This window comes from Prevotella melaninogenica ATCC 25845 (assembly GCF_000144405.1).
Taxonomy (GTDB): Bacteria; Bacteroidota; Bacteroidia; order Bacteroidales; family Bacteroidaceae; genus Prevotella; species Prevotella melaninogenica.
Genome location: NC_014370.1, coordinates 917,978 through 932,336, shown reverse-complemented (window position 1 = coordinate 932,336; position 14,359 = coordinate 917,978). Strand labels below are relative to the sequence as shown.

Annotated in this window: 10 protein-coding genes and 1 pseudogene; 7 read left to right on the top strand and 4 right to left on the bottom strand. The window is 44.2% G+C overall.

Annotated elements, in window-relative coordinates; translation table 11 throughout:
- Window positions 1-46 precede the first annotated feature (46 nt).
- Entirely contained in the window at window positions 47-1,834 is a 1,788-nt protein-coding gene (locus tag HMPREF0659_RS03650) for a MutS N-terminal domain-containing protein (protein ID WP_013265032.1), read from the bottom strand.
- A 159-nt stretch (window positions 1,835-1,993) separates the two neighbouring features.
- Window positions 1,994-2,761 carry a DUF4099 domain-containing protein gene (locus tag HMPREF0659_RS03645; protein ID WP_013264025.1) on the bottom strand — a complete coding sequence of 256 codons (768 nt, stop codon included), beginning with the start codon at window positions 2,759-2,761 and terminating at the stop codon, window positions 1,994-1,996.
- Between the two features lie 83 nt (window positions 2,762-2,844).
- Between HMPREF0659_RS03645 and HMPREF0659_RS03640 the strand changes: the two genes are divergently transcribed.
- Window positions 2,845-3,897: a peptidoglycan DD-metalloendopeptidase family protein gene (locus tag HMPREF0659_RS03640; protein ID WP_013264095.1), complete on the top strand. Its 1,053-nt coding sequence runs from the start codon at window positions 2,845-2,847 to the stop codon at window positions 3,895-3,897.
- 168 nt (window positions 3,898-4,065) lie between these two features.
- On the opposite strand, the gene HMPREF0659_RS12245 is transcribed toward HMPREF0659_RS03640, so the two are convergent.
- Window positions 4,066-4,350 carry a hypothetical protein gene (locus HMPREF0659_RS12245; protein ID WP_146160280.1) on the bottom strand — a complete coding sequence of 95 codons (285 nt, stop codon included), beginning with the start codon at window positions 4,348-4,350 and terminating at the stop codon, window positions 4,066-4,068.
- 444 nt (window positions 4,351-4,794) lie between these two features.
- On the opposite strand from HMPREF0659_RS12245, the pseudogene HMPREF0659_RS12360 reads away from it, so the two are divergent.
- Together HMPREF0659_RS12360 and HMPREF0659_RS03630 are read left to right on the top strand one after the other, a co-directional pair.
- A pseudogene (locus HMPREF0659_RS12360) lies at window positions 4,795-5,003 on the top strand (helix-turn-helix transcriptional regulator).
- Window positions 5,004-5,042: 39 nt separating this feature from the next.
- Window positions 5,043-8,642: an ATP-dependent DNA helicase gene (locus tag HMPREF0659_RS03630; protein WP_013264744.1), complete on the top strand. Its 3,600-nt coding sequence runs from the start codon at window positions 5,043-5,045 to the stop codon at window positions 8,640-8,642.
- Window positions 8,643-8,705: 63 nt separating this feature from the next.
- Here HMPREF0659_RS03630 and HMPREF0659_RS03625 read toward each other — a convergent pair whose 3' ends face one another.
- The gene (locus HMPREF0659_RS03625; RefSeq protein WP_036917858.1) at window positions 8,706-9,392 is read right to left on the bottom strand and encodes a DUF4468 domain-containing protein; all 687 of its coding nucleotides are present in this window, start codon (window positions 9,390-9,392) and stop codon (window positions 8,706-8,708) included.
- Window positions 9,393-9,627: 235 nt separating this feature from the next.
- On the opposite strand from HMPREF0659_RS03625, the gene HMPREF0659_RS03620 reads away from it, so the two are divergent.
- From HMPREF0659_RS03620 to HMPREF0659_RS03605, 4 genes are all read left to right on the top strand, one after another.
- A complete protein-coding gene (locus HMPREF0659_RS03620) occupies window positions 9,628-9,825 on the top strand; it encodes a helix-turn-helix transcriptional regulator (protein ID WP_013265011.1) in 198 nt (65 codons plus the stop codon).
- 88 nt (window positions 9,826-9,913) lie between these two features.
- Complete coding sequence (locus HMPREF0659_RS03615; RefSeq protein WP_052299127.1) at window positions 9,914-11,842, top strand: class I SAM-dependent DNA methyltransferase; 1,929 nt, start codon at window positions 9,914-9,916, stop codon at window positions 11,840-11,842.
- A 145-nt stretch (window positions 11,843-11,987) separates the two neighbouring features.
- Entirely contained in the window at window positions 11,988-13,019 is a 1,032-nt protein-coding gene (rhuM, locus tag HMPREF0659_RS03610) for a virulence protein RhuM/Fic/DOC family protein (RefSeq protein ID WP_013264723.1), read from the top strand.
- Between the two features lie 2 nt (window positions 13,020-13,021).
- Window positions 13,022-14,308 (top strand): restriction endonuclease subunit S, encoded by a 1,287-nt coding sequence (locus tag HMPREF0659_RS03605; protein WP_013263982.1) that lies wholly within the window; start codon window positions 13,022-13,024, stop codon window positions 14,306-14,308.
- Window positions 14,309-14,359 lie beyond the last annotated feature (51 nt).

Genomic DNA, 14,359 nt, shown 5'->3' with positions numbered 1-14,359 from the left:
TTTGCCTGTATTTTGTAATTCATACTCACTATACCATAACCAAGCTCTACATCTTCAGTCCGTTGCTGATGGCTTGTTTCTGTCCCGACAGCACCTTGATGTCGTCCGAGAGATATTTGGCGGCCAGCTGCTCCCGTGTGACGGTCTTGGCTTGGAAGAGAGAAAAGCCGTCGTCAAAGGAAATTGCTTTCTTGTCCGTGCGCCCATTTTCGCCCACGGCAGCCGAAATCTTCCACTTACCGTCCATGTTGTCCTTCGCCACCCGGATGTCCTCCACCTTGATGTTGGCTGGGAGCTGATAGATGGCGTAGGCGGATGCCAGGTGCAGCCGTTCACCAAAGTTCTTTTCTACCAATGCCGCCGGTGTCGTCACGCGGTCGAAGAAAGCACTCTGGTCCGCTTTGGTCATGGGTACGGACATGCGCTGGTCGCCCACCTGTGCGTAGAGCTTGTACTTGCCATAGTCGGCACGCTGCTCGTCCTTCTCCTTATACACCGTCATCTTGTCGATGACCCTACCATTGGAAAGAATGTTGGCAGCCTTGTATTCCTCCACCGACACCTTGGGAGCCAACTTGGTAGGATAATACTTCTGCATCATGTCCTCCACCTTCGCCTCCCGTTTCTGATAGGCTGCGATGTCGGCAGCGTCCATCTTCATAGGGTTGAGCTGCTTGCCGTTGAGTTGAGCCACATAGAACCAGTCGGCAGGATTCACCTTGGACTGGAAGGCATGGGCATGGGAAACTTTGTCGCCATTGACCGTTACCATCTGCGGCTCACGCGGCTGATGCTCCTGTTTGGCGGAAGCCGACTTGTCCACGTTCTTTCCTTCCTCTTTCTTTTCCTGCACTTTTGTTTCCTGTGCTTTTGTTTCCGTTTTTACCGATGTGGATTTCTCTACGCTTTGTTTCTTCTCCAGACTGTCCACGATGGCCACTCGAAGACCGGCACGGATGAGTTTTGGCAGGTTTGTGTCCAAAGCATGATGAGGGAATGTGACTTGCAGAGGGCCGTCCTCTGCCTTTGCCGGTTTTGTTGGCTTGATGGACAAGGTGTCAGCCACCTTGGAGGCATCAGCGTTCAGGGCCGTGTAGAAATCTCCCGTCCTGAAGAGCAGGACGGCATCAGGATGCTTCTCCTTCATGTTCTCGTACAGCTCTGCCAGCGTCTTTGACTTCGGGAGCTTCGCGGTTTTCTTTGCAGCTTTTTTCTCAGTCTGAGCCTTCGGCTCTTCCTTCGGGGTAGCTTGCTGTTGCACCTCTTCTTTTTTCTTGCTTGCCATATTGTTGTCAATTAAAGGGTAAATATCCGTTTTCCATTTGTTGGGCGTGAACTTATGCGTATCACCGAGCACCGCCATCAGCGTGTCCTGCCTGCCTATCGCTTCATAGGCAGCCATTGCCGTGTGCCCGGTGTCGAGTACATTATCAATGAGAATGGGTATCTTGTCTCTGGGCACCCTTCGGATGCGATAGAAGTAGAGCGGCACTTCATCGATCGAGCCATTGGCTTTCTTCACCAGATAAAGCGGCTCGTGGGTATTGCTTGCTAATGCGTCGATGACAGGTAGATGCAGTGCCTCGCTGATTTTCTCGGCAAGCGTTTTGGTGTAACCCGCCCTGCCCGTGCGGTTGGGAATGGGTACCAGTACCACCTGCTTGTCCTTAGGCATGACATTCCTGACGGCAGCCGTCATCATCGCTGCTGCCTTGGCAATGGCCATATCGTCCCCAGCCTTTACCTTTCGGGCAATGGGAGCAACCTTGGCATAGCCAGCCACGGAGCTGACGATGTAGTCGTAATCAAGATTTTTGTATTTCTTTCTACCCACCTTGCTTGTCGTGATATGCTTTAACGCTACGGTTCTACAACAGAAGAACTCGCCAACAAAGAAGAATGTTAAAGCACTCGCTGGCTCTTATGAAAGTGACAAGCCGGGAGCAGAATATTAAAGAATCCCTTGTTTGGGAGAATGGTTCTTAGTCCGGAGTTATCGTATCAAGCCAGTACGCTGTTTCTTTTCGATAGACTCAGAGGGGTTGTTGGTCATTGTCTGGCGTTCCACCACCTTCTGGTATTCCCAGCGGTTCTCGTCGGTCATCACATACCCTATAAAATCCTCGTGGGTATCATCGTAGCGCATCTGCTGAAGGCGTTCCCATTCCTTCATGTCGCCATTGACCACCTTGAAGCCCTGTGGCTCACGCAGGTCCACACCCACCGTTACCTTAGTGTCGCCGAGCGAAAGCTCCACGGGCTTTCCCTCCTGCAGAGCCTCCTTCTGGTTAGCCCCGAGTTCGATGTCCTTCACCTTGTCCCGTGTCATCAGTTCCGATTCGATAGACACACTGGCCACGTCACGGTGCATGAGCGAGTTGGTTTCCTTATCCAACTGGATAAATTTTACTTTCCTTTCTCCCTCCACGTCCACCTCCTTACGGACTACATCGCCCGACTGCACACGCCGGAGTTCAGTTTGATTGAGATTCAGCTCGTTGGCAATCTCCCGGCGAAGCGGATAAGTCATCAGCATCACTTGGTCGTTTTCATCCAGCACGAACTGGGCTTTAAGCGGTAACTGTATCACCTTGCCATTTACTGTTCCCATGTTTGCCACGAAGACAGGCGTTACCTCCCCACGAAGCAGCGGAACTTTCAGAGCGTCAGGCATTAACTCCAGTTTTTCGCTGTCGATACCCAGCTGCATCAGTTTCTCTAAGACTGCTCCCTGAGCTTGAAAAGTCATCACATTTTCCATACGTTGAATGTTTATCGGTAAATTTGTCGAGAGAAGACTTGCGCTTCTCACCAAACAAAATTATCAAAAAGCAAGACGATAAGATGAGACGATACAGATTATTTCTATTGGTTTTCGTCGCTACCGCAATCAGTATGAAGATGGTAGCGCAGTTTTACACCCTCCGTACTGAGGAGCCTCACGCACAGGTAAGACCTGTAAGACAAACAGTTACAAAGAAAAAAGCGGATAGCATAGACACAAAAACACCTGACGTAACCTTTCAAACAGGTCGTGGCTTGGAGATCACCATCGAGAAGGATGTACCACTGTTTGTCAATGTGAAGGACTCCCTGCTTTTCAATCTGATCAGCCAGCGTATGAACGTCTGCCTGCCGCTCGACTTCTTGAAACTCAACTCTGCTTTCGGTTACAGGAAAGATCCAGTAAGAAGATGCACGGCTTTCCATAATGGCATCGACCTCGAATGTAACCATGCAAGGGTCTATGCGATGCTGCCCGGTATCATCAAGGAAGTACATTTCGGGAACAGAGGCTACGGCAACTATATCATCTTAGAGCATGGCATCTTTGAGTGTTTATACGGCCATCTTGACCAGATAACCGTAAAGGAGGGCGATGCAGTGTCGGCAGGAACCATCGTGGGAATATCAGGGAACACCGGTAAAAGCACCGGTCCACATCTCCATATCCGAATCAGGAAAGGTGGGAAGAGCGTCGATCCCAATATTTTCGTGGATTATCTTAAAGGTTACATCACACAGCTACAGGATAAGATGGCATGCGTCAGATTCGGGACAAAGCCCGACAAAGAGTTGAACATCGAGAATCTGATGGCCACATTAAGGCAATTTGATGTAAAGTTCCCACAGATAGTAGCAGCACAGGCTCTGCTTGAAACAGGCTACTTTACCTCCCGGGTATGCTTAGAGAACAACAACCTCTTCGGACTACGTCGCCCCAGCAATGGCAGCTACTATACCTACAACTCATGGGAAGAAAGCGTTAAGGCCTACAAGGACTATGTACAGTACAAGTACAAAGGTGGCAACTACTACGACTTCCTGAACAGGATTGGCTATGCGGAAGATGGTAGTTATATCTCAAAGGTAATGAGCCTTGAAAAGAGCCTATAAATACTAATCGAGGAAGTGAAAACGCTCAGAATAAATAGCTTCCTCGAAAGATATTTCTCCTGCTTGTTCTGCTTCAGATTTCTGTAAGTGATGGATATTATAATTCTTTCCATCCTCACTATACAATTGAAAACGATTAAGTAATATATGACTTCGGTACACATAGAATCATCCGTCATCCAAATAGATTCCATATCGATTATCCCAATCGGTATAGTGAGATTTCATAATTTTATCTTTTAGGGAGACAGAAAAGTTCAGCAACGACATCCGAATCTTCATGTCTTCCCAATGATGCAGTTCTACATTTGTGAGCACACTGTTCTTGGGAAAGAATAATCTCCGTTCGTCAATCTCTCTGAACTTCTCAAACTCTGTGCGGTATGTAGATAAAATAGCCTTTGGTATCTGAATAGGAAAGAACCAATTTTCCGAATATTTCTGTTTAATCATTCCATATTCACACCCGTACATAGCTTCTGCTAAAGCACCGGTTAAAAAGCAAGCAAATGTTTATTACCATAGTAATCATACATAGCCATTGTGAAGGGCAGAAGTATAGTCTCAACTCTTCTTGAAACATTGCCAAGCATGGAATATGTACCCACCAAAATCATTAGAAGATAAGGAATCAACCCCATTAACAATATCCTGTACTCCTTCTATTGCCTGTGCTTTAGAAGCACCATGACGTAACCTTGAGATAATATCTCCAATAACAGTTATCAGATACTGATCTCTCTTTGAAAAACTATCCATTAAAGGCTCATACGAAAAATCTATTAGCTATATCGTATAAATCAACGAAAAATACAGTCAACCATGAATTAATGGCACAATCATCTAACAATATGACAGAATTTTTATATATTTGCGTCTAATATCAATTTTTGACAAATGGAAAAGATTAATAGAATTAAAGGCGCACTTGCTGATGTTGGTCAAACTGGTAAATGGTTGGCAGAACAATTAGAAAAGATCCTGCAACTGTATCGAAGTGGTGTACTAATAGTTCACAGCCTGATCTACCGACACTCCATCAAATAGCAAAATTGCTTAAAATTGATATTCGAGAGCTCTTGGTTAAGACAATGACTAACAATTAATTTGAATTATCAACATAGTCGATATTTTTTAGAAAACAGATGAAACATATTTCTATCAGAGTACCATGGCATGATAAAAAATGGAATGGCTCGGTTTGTAACTGTCCAAAAAACAACCCATTTTGCATGATGCTCCATAATATATCAGAAAAAAAGGATATTGAAAAAGAACAAAGTCTTTCGGGCAAAACCTTCTTTGAACTTTCAAGCCAAGATATGCCAGCATGTATGACTGAAAATGGGGGCTTTATGAGTGAGAAGTCTTTTAATCGAACATTTACTCATGTTTATGCTTGGAATAAAAATAACCCACAGAGCAAATTGTTGCCAACAGAGATTTCATTGAATCCCTATAGTGTCTTTGGAATTCCTTTCAAGTATTTAAATAAGGACAGCCAAGAAGAATTAGACAAGAGGTACCCAAATTTGCCAAAAGATGAAGAGGCGACTTTCCGTACAAGTTGGGTGTTTGGCAGAGAACGTCAATACGCCATTCTTAAAAAATTTTCATCAAATATTATCCCAGATTCCTCTATAGCTGTTTTTTATTGCAAAAATGGGAACCCCGTTGATGAGGACTGTTCTAGATTGATTGTAGGAATGGGAAACGTTAAAAGGGTTCATGAGATAAAGAGTTACGATTCAAAGGCTGAATATACATATCCTTTTTGGGATCTAATATTTGAGCATGGAATACGTCAAAATTTAGACAAATCTGAGGGTTTCCTTCTTCCATATCATGAATATTTAGATTTGGACGATGACTATATAAATAAAATCACAGGCAAGAAGAAGGAAGAAGTAGTCAGTGAAATAAAACTATCATTAGATAAACTTGGCAATAGTCAACGGATTTTCAATGAACTTTCCTATGGGTGTAATTATATAAGCAGCCATAGCATGCTCATTATTTTAGATGCTGCTAGAAAATGTTTAGAAAAAGTTATAGAACATAAGCTCGTAGGGGGGAATTGGAAAAAGCAGATTTTATGGATAGATGAGCAGATAGCAAAAGTAAAGGATCTAATCGGTCCATTCCCTTCTTTTGCTGAATCTTTACGTGCGATAGGAGTAAATTATGCCTATATAATAGAACAGGATCTTCGTAATAATGGTTTTTGCAAATCAAAAGATAATCCTTGGTTAGCATTTGATCAATTAATGTCAGGAAAGATATCTCTGAAAGATATTGTATACGAATGTGAGTTACCTTTGTATAAAGACACGTGGAAAAGCATTTCTGAAGAATCACGTAATGTATTATCACTCTTGTCTCGTTTTGAAATTACATCGGATATTATAGAGAAATGGTACGGGCACCCAGAAAAATATACAGAACTACTTGAGAATCCATATATCATAAGTGAAGATTGTAGTTTAGGCGAGGAGAATGTCGTCACCACAGAGATGATTGATCTTGGAGTCATTTCAGACCCTAACCTTCAGGGGCAGTGGACTCCTAAAAATCCTTCTCTTGTAGAAACAATGATTGATAAAAGAAGAATCCGTTCTTTGGTAGTTTATCAATTAAAGGCTGCTTTACAAAATGGCGACACCTTGTTGTCTGTCAATGAACTTGAAAGATCAATAAAGAACACGTTGTCCAGTGATAGCTTACAACTGCCGGTAAACTACCTACTGACAAACAGGAACTTTATGCAGACTATATTGACATATATAACTCCAGAAGACAAATATGGAGCAATACAACTCAAATATTATAGTAACGCAGAGGAATTTTTGAGGAAAAAGTTTAAAGCAAGAGCTTCAAAGTCTGTAAAAGTTCCCTTAAATGAAGATTGGGATTCGCTAGTTATCAACTCGATAGAAGGCTATGATGCTAACAATGAGCGAAGTCGTTCCGCAGTAGAAGACCAGATAAGAGCCTTAAAAATGTTCAGTGACAAAAGATTGTCTGTTCTGACCGGTCCTGCCGGCACTGGTAAAACTACTGTAGTACAAGCCTTTTTAAGCTCCAAGCAGATAAAAGAAGAAGGCGTACTACTTTTAGCTCCTACGGGAAAAGCAAGGGTTCGGTTAGGAAAAATGGCAGAAAACATTCAAGCCTATACATTAGCGCAATTCCTATCTAGAAGAGGTTTCTTTAATTGGTCAAAGATGGAGGCTTTTGTTCCTGCCAACTTAGAAAATAAGGGGTATGCAAAAGCAAAAAATATTATTGTAGATGAATGCTCCATGCTTACATGCAATGACTTCTACGTTCTACTCAATGCTTTGGATCTAAAGTATGTACAACGAATCATATTTATTGGCGATCCATCTCAATTACCGCCTATTGGGCCGGGACGTACTTTTGCTGATTTATGTAACTTTCTTGATAATAATAATGAAAAAGCCATAACTCACCTCAAAACTGTTGTTAGAACTATTAGAACAGGAGACTCCGATATATTATCATTAGCTTCTTGGTTCTCCGGGGAAAAGCCGGTAAAGGATGCAGATCAAATATTTGAAAAAATAATCGATAAAAAATTAGATAAGGATTTATCCGTCTATACTTGGAATAACGAAAATGATTTGAAAGACAAACTACAGGAAGTTCTGGTTAAAGAGTTACCAAATCCAGAATTAGACTTGAAGGACAGAATCAAGGATTCTATTGGGATTACAGATTTGAACTTTGCCAAGACTAATCCTGATTGTGTCGAAAGATTCCAAGTTTTATCACCTGTTATAAACCCAGTATGGGGAACTTATCAGTTGAATACTAATTTTCAAGAATGGGTTGGAAATACTAACAGAAAACTTTCAGTTGAGATAGCGCCAAATTTCATCTTTTATGGTGATAAGGTAATTCAACTTCTTAATGAAAAAAGAAATAGTTATCCTTCTAAAGAAGAAAAGCAATTGTCAAATGGGCAAATTGGTTTTGTTTCCTATGCTAATAATAATGATAAAAGGGCATCCGTCGTTTTCGCAGGAATACCTAATGAGACATTTACGTACTTTCCATCGAAAACAGACGAGAAGGATTCTGTAATTGAATTAGCTTATGCTATTTCTATTCACAAGTCGCAAGGAAGTGATTTTGACTGTGTTTTAGTTGTTTTGCCAAAAGGAGGAAGGATTCTTTCGCGTGAGCTTATTTATACAGCACTAACAAGAGCCAAAAAGAAATTAATATTATTGGTACAAGATAGTATCTCATGGTTAATGGAATATACTAAACCTCAACAGTCAGTCTTGGCAAGAAGAAATTCCAATTTATTTAATTTTTCTGTTCGAGACAATATTGATAAGATTCCGTATGTTGAAGGCCTTATTCATACAACCGAAAGTGGACTTATTGTAAGGAGTAAGTCTGAAGTTATTATTGCTAATATGCTTTATGAACAAGGAATAAAATTTGAATATGAGAAATTACTGCAAGAAAATGGAAGAAGATGTATTCCTGATTTTACGTTCGAAGATGCATCTGGTGATACGATAATCTGGGAGCATCTAGGAATGCTTGACAACCCTGGTTATAGAGAATCTTGGGAAAGAAAATGTAAATTCTATGAGTCTATAGGATTTGTAAAAGGAGAAAACTTATTTACTACGAGGGACCATGAAGATGGAAGTATTCATTCAAACGAAATAAAAGAAGTAATAGATGAACTAAAAGACCTGATTTAAGTTGAGAGGTTAGCTCATAAAAAAAACATATAGTTCCTACAGTTATCAGCTGCAGGAACTTTTTTACCAGTTGTCATTTTCGTTGCCCACAAGCCCATGCTTGGCAGCTTCTTCAATCTTGTCGAGCAATACATTCGAGTAAGCGTAAGACATCACGAGCGCTTTGCTTGATGTTTTCTTGGCATGATGGACATCTTTCTCCGTGAACGGATAACACTTGTCAAGTACCCATTTCTCCTCAACCCTTGTAGGGATAGAGCCTGCAAGTGCCCCCATGATTCCACCTCCGGCAAGCACCGTCACGTCATAGTGGTCGATGGAGTAAGTTACCCTGATCTTACCTTCCTTGATATCCGCTCTAATCACAGGCTTGATACTCACATTGTAAGAGTTCGTTCCTCCTGCATGACCGGCGATGTCGGCCATATAGCCCGACGCGATGATGACACCACTCTCCTTGTCGTTCAACTTGATCACAGAGTTGGCATCGTTGAAGGTTGCGGTAAACCAGTAGTTAAGGTTCACGTACAGCTGCTCCGCTGACTGCCCGTCACACGAGATAACTTGCACGAAGGTCATTGCGTTGTTCTTGTCGAGTTCAATGCTCTTCGAGATGTTGGTGGCAGCTTCTGTCCACTTGTCGCCATACTTCTCCTTGACGTACTTCTCCAACTCATCTACACGCATAATCTGCGCATTCGCACACACGGTTGCCATAACAAAGGCAATCATTAACAGTGGTTTCTTCATAACCGATTAGTATTAAATGAGAACTATATTTGTTTCTGCTTGCAAAGTAAACACTCAACAGCGCAACCATTCTGCATCATTCCACAAAAAGTAGTCTTTCACGATGAGAGAGGAGGTTGTTTGGCGGTCAAAACAACAAAATGAAGGAAAATTCCACATTATCTATAATATGCAGAGGCTTCTCTCGGAAAATTTCATTATATTTGTGCCGTAAGCATTTTAATTCCTAAGCGACATGGCAAAAGACATCAATCGAATCAAGGTCGTGCTTGTTGAGCATAAGCGCACCAACAAGTGGCTTGCCGAACAGTTGGGCATTAACCCCACTACCGTTTCCAAGTGGTGTACCAACACGACCCAGCCCAACATCGAAACTTTGCTCCAGATAGCCAAACTCATCGATGTGGAGGTGCAGGAACTATTGATTAAATAGCCTCAATAGACTTCTCATAAAAAAATATCAAGCAAAGCTGACAGACGGCATTGAAGCATTTTTGCCTTGCCAATAGAAAAGATACGATATGACCGAACAAGAATTAGCGTCCGTGATATGGGACATTAAAGAAATAATAAGAGGACTGTACGATGATGCCGAGGTGGAGGATGTGATTTTGCCCTTCACCCTGCTGCGCCGACTGGACTGTGTGCTCGACGAAAAGCGCGATGCCATCATGGAGGAACTGAGCAAGATCCCTACTGATGCGCCCGAGAAGATGAAGAAAATTAAGCTCGACAGCATTCTCCGTCGAAACAACCTGACCTTTTTTAATGTGTCCGGTCTCTCGATGGAAAAAATGCTGGCTGCCCCGGCACAGATTGCCACCTCGTTCGACTATTATCTCAACTCCTTCACCGACAACGTGCGCGACATCCTTGCCAACTTCGTACACAAGCAGGACGCCGGCGACCACCTTGACCTGAGCGACATCTACCGTCGGTTGGCTGAGAGCAACAAACTCTTCTCTGTGTGCCAGATGTTTGTGCAGCGTGCCGACCTGCACCCTGACAAGATGAGCAACGCCATGATGGGGACTGTCTTTGAGAATGTGATTCGCCGCTCTAAGGAATCGAGCAATACCAAGGCGGGACAGTTCTACACCCCACGCGACATCGTGCAGTTGCTCGTGGCGCTCACCATCAGCGGACACGAGGACGAGCTTTACATTCCCGGGCGTATCTTCTCCATCTACGACCCCTGCTGTGGCACGGGTGGTATGCTTACCGAGGGCAAGGCGTATCTCCAGCGGCTGGCCCACAACCCCGACTTGAAGGTGCAGCTCTTCGGACAGGAGCTTAACGACAAGACCTACGCCATCTGCAAAGCCGACCTACTGATGAAGGGCGACGACCACAACATCAGTCAGCAGCTTTTCAAGGGCAACACCTTCAGCGAAGACCGTCTCTATGGCCGCACATTCAACTTCATGCTTGCCAACCCACCCTTCGGAGTAGATTGGGGCAAAGATGAATATGTGAAGAAATGTGTGCAGAACGACAACGCCCCTGGCCGACGTTTCGAGGCAGGTCTGCCCACCACCAGTGACGGCTCGCTGCTCTTCCTCATGCACATGGTTGCCAAGATGGACCAGGAGAACGGCTCGCGCATCGGCATCGTGCTCAACGGCTCGCCGCTCTTCAACGGTGATGCTGGTTCGGGCTGGAGTAATATCCGCAAAATGCTGCTCGACCGCAACCTGCTCGACTGCATCGTGTCGCTTCCCGGCGACCTGTTTTATGGCACGGGCATCTCTACCTATCTGTGGATACTCGACAACAAACGGCCTGTGGAAAAGCAAGGAAAGGTGCTCTTCATCGACGCATCGCACAAGCACGAGTATGCCAAGTTGCTGCAGACCAACCTCGGCAAGAAACGTTATGACATCAGCGAGGAGGGGGCAAAGAATATTCTTGATATCTACAGAGAATATCAGAGCGTGAGCTGCGACATCCTCAACGAAAACACGGGTGAGGTGGAGCATTTGGAGACAGCCAAGAAGCTGGATTACGACGACTTTCTCTATACCAAGGTAGCAGTGCGCCGCCCTATGCGCTATTGGTTTGAAGGTATCACCTCCAAGTATGAGCAAATGAAGGCGGAAGAGGGTTTCAAGCCCGATGACAAGAAGAACCTTATCTATAAGAACGTTGCCGCCATTGATGGAATCGACAAGAGGCGCAGCGACACCGAGTTTTTCGCATTTCTGAAAAGCAAGAAGTGCAAACCATCTGCAGCAGAAATCAAGAACATCCGCAAGGCATGGGGCTCGATGAGCGAAGATGCTCCCGAAGTGCTCAACAATCCCTACAAGGCTGACAGTGGCTTTCTGGAGGACGGCAATCTCACGACACCGAGAACATTCCCTTTAAGCAGGACATCGACCAGTACTTTGAACGTGAGGTGCTGCCCTTCACTCCCGATGCGTGGATGGACCGCAGTAAAGATAAGATAGGATGCGAGTTCCCCTTCACCAAGCTGTTCTACGTGTATCGTCCCATGCGCGACCTCGACGCTATCCTTGCCGACATCAAACGGCTTGATGAAGAGGCCGATGAGGAGTTGGAAAATGTTAAGTTGTAAGTGTTAAGTATTAAGTGATGGATAGTAAAGGCGAGATAAAGATATATCAGACGCAGGACGGGCAGACCGCCATCGACGTGCGACTGGAGAACGAGACGGTGTGGCTCAACCAAGACCAGATTGCCCTATTGTTTGACAAGTCAAAGTCAACCATCAATGAGCATATCAACAATGTGTTCAAAGAGGGTGAATTGGAGAAAGAAGAGGTAGTTCGGAAATTCCGAATAACCACTCAACACGGTGCAATGACAGGAAAGACACAAGAGCATGACGTGATGTTCTACAACCTTGACGTGATTATTTCTGTGGGTTATCGTGTAAAGAGTAAGAGAGGTACGCAGTTTCGCCAATGGGCCAATACCGTACTAAAGGAATACCTCGTCAAGGGCTATGCCATCAAGAACGACCTTGCCCGGCAGCGGTACGACGACCTACGGCATGTGGTGGAGGTGATGGGGCGCACCATCAAGTCACTCGATGCCAAGGTGTTCGACGAGACCGAGAAGGCTGCTGACAATGCCGACGAGCGCGAGGCACTCATCAGCGTGGTAACCGACTATACCCAGGCACTCGACACCCTCGACGATTACGACTACCAGCGGCTGGAGGTGAGCGACACCAACGAGCAGGAGCGGTTTCATGCCACCTACGACAATGCGATGGAGGCCATACAGAGTCTGAAGGAAAAGTTTGGCGCCAGCCAGTGGTTTGCCAACGAGAAGGACGACTCGTTCAAGAGCTCCATCGGACAGATTTATCAGACTTTCGGTGGTGTGGAACTTTATCCGTCCGTAGAGGAGAAAGCCGCCATGCTACTCTATCTCGTTACCAAGAACCACTCGTTCAGCGATGGCAATAAGCGCATTGCCGCCACACTCTTCCTTTGGTTTATGAACAACAACGACATCCTCTACAACCCCGATGGCTCCAAGCGCATCGGCGACAATACCCTCGTGGCACTCACGCTGATGATTGCGGAAAGCCGGACGGAAGAAAAGGATACCATGGTAAAGGTGGTGGTGAACCTGATCAACAAAAAGAACATATAGGTATGAAGAGGTACGGGAAATATAAAGATAGTGCGGTGCAGTGGCTGGGGAAAGTTCCGAGCCACTGGAACTATTCACGTATTAAGTTCGGTCTCAAATCGAGTTTCTCTGGTGTATGGGGAGACGACGAAAAAGGAGATGATAATGATGTCGTGTGCTATCGTGTAGCGGATTTCGATTATAAAAATGGTGGACTTTCCGAGGAAAAGATAACTATTCGTAATATCGACGAAAAGACCTTCAAAGAAAGAGAAATTCTACCAAATGATATCCTTATTGAAAAATCAGGCGGCGGAGACGTCAATCCTGTTGGCAGAGCTGTAATAGCTAATCTTGATCATAAAGCAACATGTTCAAACTTCATACATTGTGTACGTTGCAATGAAAACGTTCTGAACACCAGATTGCTTTATTATTTCTTCTATTCGATTTATGTACAGAAGGTGAATCTTTTGTTCTTCAATCAAACAACAGGTATTCAGAATTTAAAAGTTCCTGAATATCTTGGCCAGGTAATGTTTTTGCCACCTCTTTCCGAGCAGCAATCAATAGCATCCTTCCTTGATGCCAAGACGAAACCGATAGATGATATTATCGCCAAGCGTGAACAGCAGATAGCACTTTTGGAAGAAATGAAGTCGGCCATCATCAGCCGCGCCGTCACCAAAGGGCTTAATCCCGAGGCAAAGATGAAAGATAGCGGGATTGAGTGGATTGGGGAAGTGCCTGAGAATTGGAATTTATTAAGGTTTCGATTGCTTTGTAGAATCAGTACCGGCGATAGTGATACTCAAGATGCAGAGCCAGATGGAGAATATCCTTTTTATGTACGTTCCCCGCAAGTCGAAAGGAGTTCTAAATTCACTTGTGAAGGAGATGCTATTTTAATGGCTGGCGATGGCGCTGGTGCAGGTAGAGTCTTTCATCATGTTGATGGCAAGTATGCTGTCCATCAGAGAGTTTACATTTTTAACCAATTTAATAAGGTTGTCGACTCTAATTACCTGTACCAATTTATGCGAATAATGTTCCCACAAAGAATGAATATGGGAAGTGCTCAGTCTACTGTTCCATCTGTCAGATTACACATGATTCAAAATTTTGTTGTTCCTATTCCATCTATAGATGAGCAACGCACCATCACCTCCTACCTCGACACCGAAACCGCCAAAATCGATGTACGGATAGATAAGCGTCGCAAGCAGATAGCACTTTTGCAGGAGTATAAGCAAGCCCTCATCACCGATGCCGTTACAGGAAAAATTGATGTGAGAGGATTTTCTTCTTAATGACGCTGAATGGTTGCATAGTTATGATGTACCTTTGCATAAGTAAGGCTA